Below are 15,197 nucleotides of genomic sequence, written 5' to 3'. Positions count from 1 at the left end.
GTTAACGCTGAAGAATTGGGGGCTTAGGCCCGAGCCTTCCTGCCTGCCATGGCATCTGCAAAGCGTTCGAACAGATAAAAGCTGTCCTGCGGTCCGGGCGAAGCCTCTGGATGGTACTGCACTGAATAGACCGGGCGATCGGTCATGCGGATTCCGCAGTTCGAGCCGTCAAACAGCGAGCGATGTGTCTCGACGACACCATCAGGCAGGGACTGCGCATCGACGGCAAAACCATGGTTCATCGAGGTGATCTCGACCTTGCCGGTCTCAAGATCTTTGACGGGGTGGTTGGCGCCGTGATGGCCGTGGTTCATCTTGACGGTCTGACCGCCAAGGGCCAGTGCCAGCATCTGATGACCCAGGCAGATGCCAAAAATGGGAAGTTCGGTAGTGTCCAGGACTTCTTTGATCATCGGAACCGCGTATTCGCCGGTTGCGGCCGGATCGCCCGGACCGTTGGACAGGAACACGCCATCGGGCTCATGCGCCAGAACCTCGGCTGCCGTTGCGGTTGCGGGCAAGACAGTCACGTCGCAGCCTGCCGAGGCGAGGCAACGCAGGATGTTGCGCTTGGCGCCGAAATCCAGCGCGACAACTTTGTGAACCGGTGCTTCCTGTCGCTGGTACCCGTCAGGCCAGGCCCAACGCATCTCATCCCAGCGGTAGCTTTGGGTGCAAGTGACGTCCTTTGCCAGATCCATGCCTTCCAACCCGGCAAATCCACGTGCAGCGGCAATCAGGGCTTCAATGTCGAAATTGCCGTCCGGATCATGAGCCAAAGCTACATGCGGTGCACCTTGTTGTCGGATCGCGCGGGTCAGGCGGCGGGTATCGACGCCGCCGATTGCGATGCGACCGCGGCGCGCCAGCCAGTTTTTCAGTTCTTCGGCCGAGCGCCAGTTGGACGGCTCGGTCGGGTCCCATTTCACCACCATGCCCTCGGCCACTGGATCACCGGTCTCGTCATCCTCGGGGTTCACACCGACATTGCCTATATGCGGGAAAGTGAAGGTTACGATCTGGCCGGCATAGGACGGGTCAGTCATGATCTCCTGATAGCCTGTCATTGCAGTGTTGAAACAAAGCTCGGCCACGGTCTGGCCGGTTGCGCCGAACCCGTGGCCGTAGAACAGCGTTCCGTCGGCCAAAGCCAGACATGCGGTGGGCTTGGACGGGGCGTTCTGGGCCATGGCGCGACTCTCCTGCAGGGTAAATCGGCGCATTCCTAAGGGGGATACGTCGCAGGGTCAAGTCTGTTCAAATTTTGGGCTATTGTTGATTTTCAAAGGCTTAGCACTATTTGTACCCTGTTGTATCGTGCTTTTTGTTTCGATATGTTCGGGGTTCCGTTGCCATGGGGATGGACAGACCAAATGGATATGCGATCAAGGGTGAATGCCGCCCTGAAGCAAGCAATGAAAGACAAGCAGGCCGAGCGCCTGTCGACACTGCGCCTGATTAATGCCGCGATCAAGGACCGTGACATAGCCGCGCGCGCCTCGGATAATGAAGAGGCCAAGGGCTGTGGCGACGCAGAGGTGCTTGAAATTCTTGGAAAAATGACCAAGCAGCGCAAGGAAAGCGCACGCGCCTACGAAGAGGGCGGTCGACTGGATCTGGCCGAGCGCGAGATGCAGGAAGTTGCCGTCATCGAGGAGTTTCTGCCCAAGCAGCTGGACGAAGACGAGGTTGCCAAAGCCATTCAGACGGCCATTACCTCCACCGGTGCGGGATCGATCCGCGACATGGGCAAGGTGATGGGTGAGCTCAAGACACGCTACACAGGTCAGATGGATTTCGGCAAGGTTGGGCCGATGGTCAAGGACCATCTGTGCGCAGCTTCAAACGGCAACTGACGACGGATTACTGCGCGGCGGGATCGCGCAGTTTTTGCGTTAACTCGTCGTAAAGTGCGATGCGTTCGTCTTCGGACAGAAACGCCCCGATTTCCACTTCGCGCCCGTCGCCGATCAGGGTGACGTAGTGTGGAACGGGGCCACCGGTTTCGTGCATTTCCGGGCGCGCCCAGTGGCGGTTGCAGGACCACTCCAGATCGCCGGTTCGTGGGTTGTGATGAACCAACCGGGCCTGGCTTTGGCTGAGCGTCAAAATTTCGAACACGCTACGCGCGCGGTAGTTCATTTCAAAGGCCAGCCAAAGGCCCAGAACGGTGATAAGTAGGAACGGCAGAAGCCCCCACAAAAGCACCGAGCCCAAAACGGCCAGCAGAGGAATCAATCCAAACAGGAACACAGCCAGAATGACGCCCATCGCCGCACGCGGGGGCAGAGAATTATGTGGCCAAAGGCGCAATTCCTGCTCGGCTTCTGTGGTGTGTTTCCAACGATAAGGCATAGCTGTCAAATATCGCAACGCGGCCCAATGTCGAAGGAATAATCGTCAGACGACGTGACCAACTTTGGCCCATGACAGGGCATCCTCCAGCCGGTCATCCCCCCAGAACACTTCGTCCCGGACAACAAAACTGGGAGCGCCGAAAACACCCAGTTTGATTGCGGTCTCAGTTTCGGCCTCAAGCGCCTCGATTGTGTCGGGGCTGCGCGCACGGGCAAGAACCAGCCTCGGGTCTTCCTGACAGCGATGCAGTGCCTCTGAAATCGCCTGTTCCCCGCCGGCTTCAACCCCGTCCTCGAACCAGATGCGGTAGAGTGACTGGGTAAAGGATTTGCCCCAGCCTTCCGTCATGCCCAGCAACGCAACCTGGTTGGCAAGCGGAAGGTCCGAGATCGGGTAAGGCGCGGGCAGCTTGGCGTGGATCTGGTACTTGGCGGCCCGGCGTTCAATGTCACGCCACATATAGGCCGATTTTATCGGTTTGCCGGCAAAGGGGATGTTCTGTTGCGCGGACATGACGGCCCGGACATTGAAGGGCCTCCAATGAACGCTGACACCATTATCGTCACACCACCCGTCCAGCCGCATGATGGTCAGAAAGCTGTATGTGCTTCCAATAGAATACCAAAAATCGATTTCGGGCATGGACTGAGCCTCCGTCTGGCCGGTTCATTGCCCGAAACAGGATAGCCGATTTTTGTCGCTCTGGCGACCAACGCGCGGGTTCCGACGTTTCCTCAAAGAAAAACCCCGCCACTGGGGAGGGGTTTTGAACTCTATCTTAGTGGGATCAGTGCGCGTGGCCCTTGTCCCAGTCTTCCTGCTTCGGCAACTGCTCGAACGTGTGCTCGGGCGGTGGCGAGGGCAGGGTCCATTCCAGCGTATCCGCGTATTCGTTCCAGTAGTTGTTCTGGGTCACGCGTGCGCCACGGAACAGGGCGTAGAACACAATGCCGAAGAACAGCAGGAACGAGGCGAACGAGATGAACGCGCCAATCGACGAAACATAGTTCCACAGGGCAAATGCCTCGGGATAGTCGATGTAGCGGCGCGGCATGCCCTGACGGCCCAGGAAGTGCTGCGGGAAGAAGGTCAGGTTGGCGCCGATGAAGAACAGCCAGAAATGAACCTTGCCCCAGAACTCGGAATACTGGCGACCAGTCATCTTGCCGAAGTAGAAGTATACACCGGCAAAGATCGCGAAGACGGCACCCAAGCTCATCACGTAGTGGAAGTGCGCAACCACGTAGTAGGTGTCGTGATAGGCGCGGTCTACACCGGCCTGCGACAGTACAACGCCGGTCACACCACCAACGGTGAACAAGAACAGGAAGCCAAACGCGAACAACATCGGCGTCTTGAACTCGATGGAACCGCCCCACATGGTCGCAATCCACGAGAAGACCTTAACTCCTGTCGGAACCGCGATGACCATCGTGGCCAGCATGAAGTAAGCCTGCTGACGCAGCGACATGCCAACCGTGTACATGTGGTGTGCCCAAACAACGAAGCCCAGAACACCAATTGCGATGATCGCCCAGACCATCGGCAGGTAGCCAAAGATCGGCTTGCGCGAGAAGGTCGCGATCACATGGCTGATGATGCCGAAACCGGGCAGGATCACGATGTACACTTCCGGGTGTCCGAAGAACCACAGGATGTGCTGATACAGGATCGGGTCACCGCCACCGGCCGGATCAAAGAAGGTGAAGCCGAAGTTGCGGTCCATCAGCAGCATGGTGATCGCGCCTGCCAGAACCGGCAGCGACAGCAGAATCAGCCACGAGGTGACGAAGATCGACCAGCTGAACAGCGGTACCTTGAACAGGGTCATGCCCGGTGCACGCATGTTCAGGAAGGTCGTGATCATGTTGATCGCGCCGAGGATCGAGGAGGCGCCCGATACGTGCACGGCGAAGATCGCAAGGTCCATGGACATGCCGCCTTCGGTCGTCGACAGCGGCGGGTACAGAACCCAGCCCACGCCCGAACCAAGCTGGTCGTTACCACCGGGGCTCAGCAGCGAGGCGACGCCCAGCGACGTGCCAGCGACGTACAGCCAGAAGGACAGGTTGTTCATCCGCGGGAAGGCCATATCCGGCGCGCCGATCTGCAACGGCATGAAATAGTTGCCAAATCCACCGAACAAAGCCGGGATGACCACAAAGAACATCATCAGAACACCGTGATAGGTGATCATCACGTTCCAAAGGTGTCCGTTAGGGGTACATGGGTCGGCCATGAAGCCTTCCAGGCACATGTACTGCACACCTGGGTGCATCAGCTCGAGCCGCATGTAGACGGTCATCGCCACCGAGATGAACCCGGCGATGGCCGAGAAGATCAGGTAGAGAATCCCGATGTCCTTGTGGTTGGTCGACATGAACCAGCGCGTGAAAAATCCGCGCTGGTCTTCATGCTCGTGACCATGAATGGCTGCGTCTGCCATTTAGGTGCCTCCTGTTACAACTACACCGCGCAGTCGGACCTCTCCAACGCGCGGGATTCCTGCTGGTTTTAGAATGCGAGGGGGCGACCTTCAATGGCCGAGTTTGATCTGGATCAAGATTAATTGTCGCGGGGCGACGTTTGCCCAGCGGATTTTGTCACAGATGCGGGGTATCTGTGCATTGTCCGCCAAGTTTCAAGAGGCGCGTCGTCGAACAAAAAAACAACCTTGACCCTTGGAGGGCAGGGCCGCAGAAAATGGAGAAATCTCAGGACCGGAGAACGAAAAATGACCGCCTATGATCCCGAAAACATCTTTGCCAAGATTCTGCGCGGGGAAATCCCGGCAACACGCGTTTACGAGGATGACGAGACGCTGGCGTTCATGGATATCATGCCACGTTCCGACGGGCACCTTCTGGTGATCCCCAAGACACCCTGCCGGAACATACTGGATGCGTCGTCCGGGCAATTGTCCGCCGTGATGACCACCGTTCAAAAGCTGGCGCGTGCCGCCAAGGCGGCGTTTGACGCGGATGGTGTCACAATCCAGCAGTTCAACGAGGTAGCGGGCGGGCAGGAGGTCTTTCACCTGCATTTCCACATATTACCGCGCTACGAAGGTGTTGCCATGCGTCCGCCCGGCAACATGGGAGATTTCGACCTGATTGCCGAACAGGCCGAGAAAATCCGCGCCGCTTTGGCCTGAACCGCCCTTAATGCGACCCATCGCAGGCGTCGTGATCTCCAAACGCGTGCAACACGGCGCATACATGGTCGTGCTGCCCGTCACAGGCCGCGGTAATGCGCGCAAGTTCTTTTTCCAGTCGCTTTAGCTGCTGAATCCGATCGCGCAGATCGGCAAGTTGCCTCTGCGCGATATCATGAGCACGGTCCAGATCCGCACCCTGCGCGCCTTCCAATGTCAATAGGGCCTCGATATCCGCCAACGGCAATCCCAGATCCCGGGTGTGGCGAATGAACTGCAGGCGCCTCAGCGAAGCTTCGTCATAGCGGCGCTGGTTGCCAGCCGTCCGTTCCGGCTGCGGCAGCAGACCCTTTTCTTCATAAAACCGGATCGTGGGAACCTTGACCCCGGTGCGACGGAAAAGATCGCCAATCGACAACATTTTGTGGAAACCTCTTGAACCTCTAGTGACTAGAGGAATTACCTTGCGGTTAGCGAAGAAACAAGAAGACAATACCTATGCCACAACAGCATTCTCACGCGGGACATTCCCACAACCATATCGATCCTCATGCTGGCGACGCCCGGGTCGCCTGGGCCATCGCTGTAAACATGTTCCTGACATTGGCACAGATCGTAGGTGGTATTCTGTCCGGCTCATTGGCGCTGATCGCGGATGCGTTGCACAACTTTTCGGACGCCATAGCTCTGATCATTGCATTCTTCGCCCGCAAGATCGCGCGGCGCCCAGCCGACCCTCGGATGAGCTTTGGTTACGGTCGTGCCGAGGTCGTCGCTGCCCTGACCAACTACACCACATTGATCGTTTTGTCGGTTTACCTGCTTTATGAAGGCGTTATGCGGTTCGTCGAGCCGGAACCGGTCAATGGTTGGATCGTGGTCTGGATTGCCGGTATCGCCCTGATCGTTGACCTGATCACGGCCGCGCTGACTTACGCTATGGCCAAAGACAGCATGAATATCCGGGCCGCGTTCATTCACAACGTGGCCGACGCATTGGGATCAGTTGCCGTTATCATAGCCGGCGCAGCGGTCATCTTGTTCGGCTGGACCTGGGTTGATCCCGCAGTCACGATCCTGATTTCGGTCTATATCTTATGGCACGTCAAATCAGAGGTCGGAGAAACGATACGGGTACTGATGCTGGCTGCCCCGCCTGACTTGGAGCCTGAAAGCGTTGCTGTAGCAATTGAAAGTGCCGATGGCGTCGCAGATGTGCACCACATCCACCTGTGGAGCATGCAGGAAAATGAGCCGGCATTGACAGCTCACTTGGTTATCGCGGCAGAGGACTGGTCACGCGCGGCGGACATTCAGGCTGCCGTCAGGCAAATGCTGCAGGAACGCTTTGCCATCGGTCACACGACGCTGGAACTGGAATATTCGGATCGGGCCTGTTTGGAACCGATGCGATTTGGGCATTTGAAAAAGCACCGGCCCTAAAACGAGAATTGCCGTTCCGATATGGGGTCGGAACGGCAGACTCGTAACCAAAACACTTCTCGGATTTCTCGGGCTCTGCCCGGTTCACCGGTTAACACACCACTCACTCTTGAACGGTCATTACATACTACGTGGTTCCCAGCGGCTTGTATCGGGGGGACGTGAAGAAACCCTGAATTTTACGCTAATTAGGGTTAACCTAGGGGAAACTCCGTGGCTTTTTAGAAACAGAGTAACTTGTTCACGGCGATTGTTGTCACTTTTTGCGCTATTTCGCGATTCGGGCGGGTGATTTCGGCGTAACCTGTGAGGGGTGGGGCAGATCGAAAACTTCGCCGAACGTCTTTTTCAGCGCCACATCCACATCCGCCATTGTGACCGGTAAACCTAAGTCGACCAGCGATGTGACACCGTGTTCCTGAATGCCGCAGGGGACAATACCGCCAAAGTGATCCAGATCCGGTTCGACATTTATCGAAATCCCGTGAAAGCTGATCCATTTCCTCAGCCGGATGCCGATGGCCGCGATCTTGTCTTCGGCTGTCTGACCCGTCGCAGTAAGTGGTTTGTCATTGCGCTGGACCCAGACGCCGACGCGCCCTTCGCGTATTTCCCCGGTGACATTAAATTCCGCCAACGCAGCAATAACCCAGTTTTCCAGCTGTTCGACAAAACGGCGCACGTCATGGCCTCGTTTTCCGACATCTAGCATGACATAGACGACGCGCTGGCCCGGCCCGTGATAGGTGTATTGCCCGCCGCGTTTGCTTTCATACACGGGAAAGCGGTCGGGATCGGTCAGGTCTTCCCGTTTGGCGGATGTGCCAGCCGTGTAAAGCGCGGGATGCTCCAGCAGCCAGATGCACTCGTCTGCCTCGCCCGCCGCAATGGCGGCAACACGTGCTTCCATAAAAGCAATGGCCTCGTCGTAATCGGTCAGCCCGTCGGTCGTCTTCCATTCCATGTGATGTCCTTAGACGGTCTGCGGGGTGGGGGAAAGACCTCAGGCGGCCTCGGACAGGCACCTTTGGAGCGCCTGCGCATAGGTGTCGGTTCCTTGTGCGCCGGTCAGCAGATACTTGCCGCCGAACACCATTGCGGGGACACCGGAAATGCCCCGGCTGGTCCAGAACTGCTGTTTTTCTCGGACCGGTTCGGCATGAGCACCAGAATCCAGCGCGGCGTGTGCTGCCGTTGGGTCCAATCCGGCCGCCTCGACCGCGCCCATCAGGACCTCGGTGTCTGAAACGTCACGTTGCTGGGTGAAATAGGCATCGAACAGCGCCAGTTTGAGCGGATGCTGCCGCCCCTGACCCTCAGCCCAATCCAAGAGTTGGTGCGCCGCGAAAGTGTTGTAGATTCGGCTGTCGTCGTTGAAACTGAAGACGAACCCAAGCTCGGCCCCCAAAGTGGTTAGGCGGTCGCGGGCTTGCTGGCTCTGTTCTGCGGTCGAGCCGTATTTCTCCATAATATGTTCGCGCAGGTTTTGCCCCAATGGGCCCATGTTCGGGTTCAGTTCGAACGGATGCCATCGCAGTCGCGCCAGCACGTTTTCCTGCTGAAGCGCCAGATCAAGCTGGCGAAATCCCACAATGCACCAGGGGCACACAACATCCGAGACGACGTCGATCTGGACAACGGGGCGAGGGTCAGCGGCTGTCATGCAATGCTCCTGACTATAGGCTTTAGGATTTCATATGAGCTACAGATATGAAGTGCGAAAATGAAATCAATCCGCCCGTATATTTGCCTCTTCACATCCTGCGCCTGTCCGTCTATACGCGCCTCTACCAAGTCATTGGCAGTGCGGTCGTGGCGGAATTGGTAGACGCGCAGCGTTGAGGTCGCTGTGGGGTAACACCCGTGGAAGTTCGAGTCTTCTCGACCGCACCAAGTGCTTGATTTTCAACAGGTTTCTTCGCCGAATGTAACGGTAAATGGAGCCTTTTGAGATGGATGTACGGGTGCCAAAGGGCCTCTTTAAGAGAGGCAAGGGATACGCGGTCAGAGTCGCAGTTCCCAACGAATATCAAGCTATCATTGGCAAGAAAGAGATCGTGCGGGGTCTCGGAACGCAGGATTTGGCTGAGGCTTTAGTCAGACGAAAAGAGGTCTTGTCGGAAATTCTTGCCTCTATCGGTGAGGGTTCAATGCCTGAGCCTGTGATCAATCAAGTTGCACGACACAACCCGCAAGAAGGGAACACCGTAAGGGACACGGCTCGTCGCTGGATGACCGAAGCAGACGGTATCAAGGAGTCCACTAAGGTGAGGTACAGACAGCACCTTGAGGGCTTTGAGGCATTCGCTGGGAACATTGAGGTTACTGAAATCAACAGGGCGTTGGCTCTGGATTTCATGGAGTACCTCAAAAGGACACCCTCTGAACGTACTGGTGAACTTCTCTCGGCACGATCATTACAGTCCTATCAGTGCTGTCTGGCGTCCTACTGGCGCGTCTTGGATCACTGGGGCTTGGTTGATCCTGATGTACGCAATCCCTTTTCGTCTCTCCTGAGACGGGTGGCGGGTCAGAAGAAGAATGCAGACCCAAGGGAGAAGAAGCTAAGACCTGTAACCAGAGAAGAAGCTGAGAGCCTTCTCACATACATCGCTGGCAACTCCGCCCTCAAATACCAATTCGAAATGCTCGTCACCGTGCGGCTACTCTGGGTTACCGGATGCCGACTGAACGAAATCTGTGGACGTTCCCTGTCCGACATAGAGGACCGAGGCGATTACATCTGCATCAACATTCCTGAGAGTAAGACAGAAGCGGGGAAGCGGTCAGTCATGATCGTAGGTGAGGATGACTGTGCATTGCTTCGAAAGGCTATGAAGCAAGCAGCCATTGTCGAACCGGCTTGCCCAGAGAATGAAGGTCGGTTGTTCCCTCGGATCAACCTAGGTGGTTACGACAAGCAGCCTAGTCACTACCTCGGGAAAGCCTTGGAGAAGGCGAGGAAGAGTTTGGAGGGCGACAATTCCAAATGGGACATGCACTCGTTCAGACGAACCGCCGTATCGGCACTGGTGAACGCTGGTGTAGCCCGAGAGGCAAGGAACCTTGCAGTCGGTCACTCCAACAAGGATGACATTGGTATCAGCGTCTACGCCAAGAGGGCAGAGTTGGACGATGTGATCCTGACAACCTTCAAGGCATTGTATGATGAACTCGGGGGCAGTCTCGTGTCGCCCTCGGTTCGACTTGAAGCACACTGAAATTAAACCCCAAGAAACCAATCGAGTAGAGAAGAAAAAGAAGATGACAATGAAAAGCCTAGAACGCTGTCGGTGGCTCAAGCACTCCATGAGCGGGTTATGTTGCACTATCTGATGCTGGTCGACCAGAAGAACGCTGATTTGATCGCAGGGTTGGAACTAAAAACCGGATGGGGGCTGAACAATCAGTATGACCGGGAAAGCCTCAAGAAGCGGCTGATGGACGTCACGCATGCTTACGAGCAGGTGACCGGGGAAGCACATCCAGTTGACGCTGAATTTGCTGCCTTAGTTTGCTAAGGCTTAGTGAAACTTCGCAAGCAAGGGGCTAGCAAAGGCGCTGGCCCCTTTCTTTGTCGGATAGACTAGTTTTCTTTGGTGCCAGAGAGGATTGCTTCCAACTGTGCAACGAAGTTTTCCCCTCTCGGTGTCAATCGCAGTTCTCGTTTGCGACGGTCATTTGGGTTGATGGAAACACTGATCAAATTGACACCCGAATTCGGCATGTCAGCAGTACCTTGGCCCCAGTAATTCGTGTTTCTACTAGCTGCCGCAGTACCCAAGCCGACCCAGTTTTGTATATCCGCGGTTGTTACGCCCTGAGGTCGATCCTGATGTCTGGCTATGTATAGGAGCGTTAGAGCCGTGCTCAACTGCATTTTAGTATCAAACTGTTCGAACCGCCGTAGAAACTCGATTCCGGGTTGGATTTGGTGGTGCATTTTTTACCTATTAGTTACGATACCGGAGAGAAGTCTTCATCAATGTTAAGGGGTAATTGTAATAATTACAATTAATTGAATATATCGCCTTTACAATCTCTCCGATAAAGGATAGAAACTTGGTTAAGTTGGTGGTGCGAGTCTGTTCTGCTGGCTGGTTGCTGAAAGGCGGCTACGCTCTTTGATAATTGAATATGAAGGTCATCACCCTAGACCAGTCGGACGGGACGTATCCGATGCGAGATTGCTAGGTCTCATGGTGGGGTTGCTAGAAGAGACAGACATGTCTTTTCGATGATGCGTAAATGATGATCTAAATCTCACTACCTCTGGGTAAAACTGATGAGGGACGTGTGTTTAACCATCGCGGCTTCGGGGTTTCCTCACAGCGTCTTGCGACGGGACACACAGAAGCCTGATGTTCACTTCCAGAAACCGTAACTCAACACACTAGATTACTTTTGTGCTGCCTCATTTAAGGGGTAGAGCAGCACTTTTCCTTGTGCTGGTGAAAAGGGTCTTATCAAAGGCTCTCTTTCGCTGGTTCGGGGAAAACTCCAAGTGGCGCAACGATTGATGCGCCCCTCGAAAGACCATTTTTCAAGGAAAATTCATATATGGACAACAACAGAAACGCCCGATGAGGCGTAAACAAATAGTACGGCCAGTTCACCTCTGATCAGATTGAGCAAATCAGAGGGAAGGAAGAGGACAGTCTTACGGTCCAAGCGGATATCACCGTGTCTACCGGGAGCAACATGGAGCTAACCCAGATGATCCTGGGTGGGCCGAGTGACAACATGATTTCCTGCCAGGATTTTTGGGCATTAAATTCCACTTGACAACTTCTCGGCGATCAACCGACGATAGCAAGTATTATTTTTGGAGATTGTTTTTATGTTTCGAAGAGACTTGTTTCTCGCGATTCCGATTGTGGCTTTGGCCAGCTGTGCTTCGGTCGATCCAACGGATTATGTAACAAAATGGGATGACATTCCGACAGGCTTCTCGCTGTCTTGCCAAGTGGTTGGTCAATCTGGCCCACCTGAAAGAGCTGCAAGTGCAATACCTGATACTGGAATTGAGCGTCTGAATCGCGTATTGGCAGAGCTATTTCAGACTCCAGTGGCTGTGACCGAATCTGCAGTGCCCGGCATGAGAACAATACGTTATGAATCTACTTCTAGAGCCGTTAATTCACGTCTTAGCAACTCCGATTTCAAGAAACTTGAAAAAGAGCTCCAGCAAGGTTTGGAATTCTATAATCAGGATGTCTTTGTCGGCGATGCGGAAAGCTCGGCCGCAAATGTCTCGCTATTCAAAACCTATTTTAGGGCGTTCTTAAACGATGGTTTCGTAACTAGGAAAGGGGACAAGTTAAAGCAACTAGAGCTGAGTCTTACCTACGGTTCAGAACGATTTGGAGCGGCGACACGTATCTTTGCAGAAGCCCTTGCCGATTCAATTCGCCCTGCTCCTGTTTTAACGCGTGGTTCTGGCACAAAACTAGAGTACTTACCTGGTGAAAACTCTAACAAACCAACCTCGGTATCGTTTGGCGCAGTCGAAACCGCTGGCTTGACCTCAGATCCGAAAGTTTGTGGCATTACTGAGTTGGAATACAAGGTCATGCGCACTATTTCTGCGGCCGCTTCTGAGCAGTCCACTCGAGCTGCTAGTCTAATTATCGAACAATTTGGTGGCGCAGAGCTGAGCTATGTTATTGGCGGGAAGCTATCGATTGGTGACACGGAGACGCTCCCGACAATCGTGCGAGCCTTTGTTGGGACAGTTGTCGAAGCCGCTCAGCATGCAGCAATGTATGAGTTTTTTTACAATCTTTCGTATGAAACAATCGGTGGCAGCGAGCGCAATGAAAATGCTGGCGGAACTTCAATCAGGTTCATTGGTGTAGGAACGAGGGGAGCTGGGACAGAGTCTCCGATTGGTCCAAACCCTTTCCCAAAACTCGCTGCTATGATGAGCGAACTAAGCCGACAATGATCCATACCGCCATCGTGGCAATTCCACTTTGGCGAAGCGTTTTTCAATGTGCGGCAGCACAGGTTATGGCTGACAGATATGATTTGAGTATTTTTCTTGTTTGTAACTTGAATGAAAGGAATTGAGTAATGCTAAGTAACCAAAAGCCAGTACTGTCCGCGTGTTCGATGGTTTTCTGTCTGACTTGGTCAAGCGCGGTATTATCCCAGGGAAAGACTTCGTTCCAAGTGGATGAAAATCCAGAGTCCTTCTCTATTTCGCCGGTCGAGTTGGGGTCGGCAGCCCAAGTTCCAACTGAGCTTTCTACATTGCTACTCGAAGCACTACGAAACCAACCTGAAGGCTCAGAGGTCAATGTCGACGAACTGAGCTTCTTCGTTGCGTCCAAACAAATTCCAGGTGCAAGCTGGACGCAGTTTGCTCTCGGTGAAGTCGAAATCGGTCCAAACAGTTTCATCGCGGTTCAATCCGCTACTGACGGCGAATTTCAAATATTCCGGCCTGGCGATTTACCTGAGGCTGGTTACACAGCTGCATTTAATGGAGACACCGTTTTTGTCTATACTGGAATTCATCCCGAGGATACCGATTTCGGCAACAGTATTGAAACCGAAGGTGTAGGTATCGACGGAGCTATTTGGGGTACCGAACCGGGAAGGGGCATTGAGACAGGGGGCGTACCATTAGGCGGTGAACAACTGGGCCCAGAGTCACAGTGTGGAGCGGAAGATAATCGCCAACTTTCGCAACACGCTTTTGTGGGCCGGATTATGCCAGTTGCCTGTACTGGCTGGCTCAGTTCGAACGGCAAAGTGTTTACTGCTGGTCATTGCGTTGAACCGGCTACGGGAATGATTCAGATTGAGTTCAATGTGCCTTCATCCACGGTTAACGGATTACTAAGACGGTCGAAAATTAGAGACCAATACGACATCGATCACTCTTCAATTGTCTACTCCAAGCCTTATAAGATTGGGAATGATTGGGCTGTATTCTCTATCTTACCAAACAAACAAACCGGTCGTACGGCATTCGATGTACAAGGTAGTGGATTTGAGTTGTCAAATGCCACTCCGCCTTCCGAGGTCACAGTAATTGGCTATGGTGCAGACTTCACGCCGATGACATCACATCATGTTCAACAAGTCGACAAGGGTGGCTTAATTGGAGAATACCGGCGCGGTCCAAACAACGTCGTGCTCAAACATAAGGTGGACACTGAAGGAGGTAATTCTGGCTCCCCAATTGTTTCAACTAGCGGGAAAGGAGTCGAAACTTCCTACGGAATCCACACGAACGCCGGTTGCTTAGGCAATGCTGGTTCTAACAATGGTACTGGCTTTAAAAACAAAGCTCTGTGGACGGCCGCAAATTAAACCCGCTTGCAGAGTAGAATTCCGGCGTCTGGTGCTGGCTCACGCAAGGGAGCGATTGAGCCGGTTCCGGTTCTCAAAATGGATGATTGCACTAAATTTTTTCCTGGAAAGGATTTCAAAAGGGCCCACGCAAATGCCGCAACTGAATATTTGGACAACCATTCGATAGTCTTTGCGGTACACAAGGGAAGCCGGGCATTCTTCGAGAGAACTCAGAGGAACCGTGAGAACGCTGAGGCTGCAATAGCTCTAGGGTTACAATAGGAGGAATTTGGCCTGGCTTTTTTGCCAGTCCCATTTGACAGCCTAGAATTGGTGCTTTGACAGAAACAGACTTATCCCGGTCTGCGTCTTTTTAGTTTATTGGCCGCTGCCCGAATACGAGCCTTTTGGGCTGCTTCGTCCAATCCTGCCAAGTCTCCAATGCTTCTGATAAACTCCTTCATTTCTCCGGGTGGAACTCTGTCGGTAATCCTCAAGCCGAAAAGCGTCGGCATTATCTCACGGTCATTCTTTTTGTTTGCCTTGATAAATTTTGGATCAAGAATGAAGTGGTTCATCAAAAACTGAGGGTGCATAACGACATCCGCTTTCTGCTCGTGCTTTCGTAGTGCCCGGAGAACTGCAGTTTCCTCGGTCAACCACCAAGTTTTGTAACCGTAAAGATTTGTCGACACTCTCTCTTGTCTAGAAGTTCTCTCAGAATTCACAAACAATGCCATCTGTGCGTCATTCATTGCTAGAATTCGAGACCCATCAGTCGCAGCGTCTCGCTGTTGGAGAATTTCGCCTGCAACCTTCTCAGCGAGAGAGGTGTCGATTTTCTCTATTATTTCATCTATTTCGACAAACTCGAGATTGAATTGTCTGACGTCAGCACCAATGGGGCAGTTTGAGTCGATTTGATAAGAGAGGGTTT

Annotated in this window: 15 protein-coding genes and 1 tRNA gene; 8 read left to right on the top strand and 8 right to left on the bottom strand. The window is 53.8% G+C overall.

Features of this window, described 5'->3' with window-relative positions; genetic code table 11:
• Nucleotides 1-23: 23 nt before the first annotated feature.
• Nucleotides 24-1,190 (bottom strand): glutamine-hydrolyzing carbamoyl-phosphate synthase small subunit, encoded by a 1,167-nt coding sequence (gene carA, locus AC2TDJ_RS11490; RefSeq protein WP_480842297.1) that lies wholly within the window; start codon nt 1,188-1,190, stop codon nt 24-26.
• Nucleotides 1,191-1,373: 183 nt separating this feature from the next.
• Here carA and AC2TDJ_RS11485 point away from each other — a divergent pair, with 183 nt between their 5' ends.
• The gene (locus AC2TDJ_RS11485) at nt 1,374-1,856 is read left to right on the top strand and encodes a GatB/YqeY domain-containing protein (protein WP_480842295.1); all 483 of its coding nucleotides are present in this window, start codon (nt 1,374-1,376) and stop codon (nt 1,854-1,856) included.
• A 7-nt stretch (nt 1,857-1,863) separates the two neighbouring features.
• Here the strand turns inward: AC2TDJ_RS11485 and AC2TDJ_RS11480 are convergent, their stop codons facing one another.
• The 3 genes from AC2TDJ_RS11480 to ctaD all read right to left on the bottom strand — a co-directional run bounded on the left by AC2TDJ_RS11480 (nt 1,864) and on the right by ctaD (nt 4,804).
• Nucleotides 1,864-2,355, bottom strand: a complete 492-nt coding sequence (locus AC2TDJ_RS11480; protein ID WP_480842293.1) for a DUF2244 domain-containing protein — start codon at nt 2,353-2,355, stop codon at nt 1,864-1,866.
• A gap of 45 nt (nt 2,356-2,400) precedes the next feature.
• Nucleotides 2,401-3,000 (bottom strand): DsbA family protein, encoded by a 600-nt coding sequence (locus AC2TDJ_RS11475; protein WP_480842290.1) that lies wholly within the window; start codon nt 2,998-3,000, stop codon nt 2,401-2,403.
• A 145-nt stretch (nt 3,001-3,145) separates the two neighbouring features.
• Nucleotides 3,146-4,804, bottom strand: a complete 1,659-nt coding sequence (gene ctaD / locus AC2TDJ_RS11470) for a cytochrome c oxidase subunit I (protein ID WP_480842288.1) — start codon at nt 4,802-4,804, stop codon at nt 3,146-3,148.
• A 288-nt stretch (nt 4,805-5,092) separates the two neighbouring features.
• Between ctaD and AC2TDJ_RS11465 the strand changes: the two genes are divergently transcribed.
• Nucleotides 5,093-5,512: an HIT family protein gene (locus AC2TDJ_RS11465; RefSeq protein WP_480842286.1), complete on the top strand. Its 420-nt coding sequence runs from the start codon at nt 5,093-5,095 to the stop codon at nt 5,510-5,512.
• 7 nt (nt 5,513-5,519) lie between these two features.
• Here the strand turns inward: AC2TDJ_RS11465 and AC2TDJ_RS11460 are convergent, their stop codons facing one another.
• On the bottom strand, nt 5,520-5,933 hold the full coding sequence (locus AC2TDJ_RS11460) for a MerR family transcriptional regulator (protein WP_480842284.1): 414 nt from the start codon (nt 5,931-5,933) through the stop codon (nt 5,520-5,522).
• A gap of 77 nt (nt 5,934-6,010) precedes the next feature.
• Between AC2TDJ_RS11460 and AC2TDJ_RS11455 the strand changes: the two genes are divergently transcribed.
• The gene (locus AC2TDJ_RS11455) at nt 6,011-6,955 is read left to right on the top strand and encodes a cation diffusion facilitator family transporter (protein WP_480842282.1); all 945 of its coding nucleotides are present in this window, start codon (nt 6,011-6,013) and stop codon (nt 6,953-6,955) included.
• A 268-nt stretch (nt 6,956-7,223) separates the two neighbouring features.
• On the opposite strand, the gene lipB is transcribed toward AC2TDJ_RS11455, so the two are convergent.
• Nucleotides 7,224-7,919 (bottom strand): lipoyl(octanoyl) transferase LipB, encoded by a 696-nt coding sequence (gene lipB / locus AC2TDJ_RS11450; protein WP_480842280.1) that lies wholly within the window; start codon nt 7,917-7,919, stop codon nt 7,224-7,226.
• Nucleotides 7,920-7,958: 39 nt separating this feature from the next.
• On the bottom strand, nt 7,959-8,618 hold the full coding sequence (locus AC2TDJ_RS11445) for a DsbA family oxidoreductase (RefSeq protein WP_480842278.1): 660 nt from the start codon (nt 8,616-8,618) through the stop codon (nt 7,959-7,961).
• A 143-nt stretch (nt 8,619-8,761) separates the two neighbouring features.
• On the opposite strand from AC2TDJ_RS11445, the gene AC2TDJ_RS11440 reads away from it, so the two are divergent.
• From AC2TDJ_RS11440 to AC2TDJ_RS11420, 5 genes are all read left to right on the top strand, one after another.
• A tRNA-Leu gene (locus AC2TDJ_RS11440) sits at nt 8,762-8,848 on the top strand.
• A 44-nt stretch (nt 8,849-8,892) separates the two neighbouring features.
• The gene (locus tag AC2TDJ_RS11435) at nt 8,893-10,176 is read left to right on the top strand and encodes a DUF6538 domain-containing protein (RefSeq protein WP_480842276.1); all 1,284 of its coding nucleotides are present in this window, start codon (nt 8,893-8,895) and stop codon (nt 10,174-10,176) included.
• Nucleotides 10,177-10,275: 99 nt separating this feature from the next.
• Nucleotides 10,276-10,476 (top strand): hypothetical protein, encoded by a 201-nt coding sequence (locus AC2TDJ_RS11430; protein ID WP_480842274.1) that lies wholly within the window; start codon nt 10,276-10,278, stop codon nt 10,474-10,476.
• Nucleotides 10,477-11,795: 1,319 nt separating this feature from the next.
• On the top strand, nt 11,796-12,902 hold the full coding sequence (locus AC2TDJ_RS11425) for a hypothetical protein (protein ID WP_480842272.1): 1,107 nt from the start codon (nt 11,796-11,798) through the stop codon (nt 12,900-12,902).
• 227 nt (nt 12,903-13,129) lie between these two features.
• Nucleotides 13,130-14,278, top strand: coding sequence for a trypsin-like serine peptidase (locus AC2TDJ_RS11420; RefSeq protein ID WP_480842270.1), 1,149 nt, complete (start codon nt 13,130-13,132; stop codon nt 14,276-14,278).
• Between the two features lie 335 nt (nt 14,279-14,613).
• On the opposite strand, the gene AC2TDJ_RS11415 is transcribed toward AC2TDJ_RS11420, so the two are convergent.
• Nucleotides 14,614-15,197 (bottom strand): hypothetical protein (locus AC2TDJ_RS11415; protein ID WP_480842268.1); only part of this gene is annotated, 584 nt, incomplete at its 5' end.

Source organism: Ruegeria sp. HKCCD6647-2 (assembly GCF_057221075.1).
This window is presented reverse-complemented; position numbering and strand designations above follow the sequence as displayed.

What these genes read in the sequence shown, in the direction of transcription:
- carA (WP_480842297.1), bottom strand. Translation starts at nt 1,190, where the DNA reads ATGGCCCAGAACGCCCCGTCCAAGCCCACCGCATGTCTGGCTTTGGCC.
- AC2TDJ_RS11485 (WP_480842295.1), top strand. Translation starts at nt 1,374, where the DNA reads ATGGATATGCGATCAAGGGTGAATGCCGCCCTGAAGCAAGCAATGAAA.
- AC2TDJ_RS11480 (WP_480842293.1), bottom strand. Translation starts at nt 2,355, where the DNA reads ATGCCTTATCGTTGGAAACACACCACAGAAGCCGAGCAGGAATTGCGC.
- AC2TDJ_RS11475 (WP_480842290.1), bottom strand. Translation starts at nt 3,000, where the DNA reads ATGCCCGAAATCGATTTTTGGTATTCTATTGGAAGCACATACAGCTTT.
- ctaD (WP_480842288.1), bottom strand. Translation starts at nt 4,804, where the DNA reads ATGGCAGACGCAGCCATTCATGGTCACGAGCATGAAGACCAGCGCGGA.
- AC2TDJ_RS11465 (WP_480842286.1), top strand. Translation starts at nt 5,093, where the DNA reads ATGACCGCCTATGATCCCGAAAACATCTTTGCCAAGATTCTGCGCGGG.
- AC2TDJ_RS11460 (WP_480842284.1), bottom strand. Translation starts at nt 5,933, where the DNA reads ATGTTGTCGATTGGCGATCTTTTCCGTCGCACCGGGGTCAAGGTTCCC.
- AC2TDJ_RS11455 (WP_480842282.1), top strand. Translation starts at nt 6,011, where the DNA reads ATGCCACAACAGCATTCTCACGCGGGACATTCCCACAACCATATCGAT.
- lipB (WP_480842280.1), bottom strand. Translation starts at nt 7,919, where the DNA reads ATGGAATGGAAGACGACCGACGGGCTGACCGATTACGACGAGGCCATT.
- AC2TDJ_RS11445 (WP_480842278.1), bottom strand. Translation starts at nt 8,618, where the DNA reads ATGACAGCCGCTGACCCTCGCCCCGTTGTCCAGATCGACGTCGTCTCG.
- AC2TDJ_RS11435 (WP_480842276.1), top strand. Translation starts at nt 8,893, where the DNA reads ATGGAGCCTTTTGAGATGGATGTACGGGTGCCAAAGGGCCTCTTTAAG.
- AC2TDJ_RS11430 (WP_480842274.1), top strand. Translation starts at nt 10,276, where the DNA reads ATGTTGCACTATCTGATGCTGGTCGACCAGAAGAACGCTGATTTGATC.
- AC2TDJ_RS11425 (WP_480842272.1), top strand. Translation starts at nt 11,796, where the DNA reads ATGTTTCGAAGAGACTTGTTTCTCGCGATTCCGATTGTGGCTTTGGCC.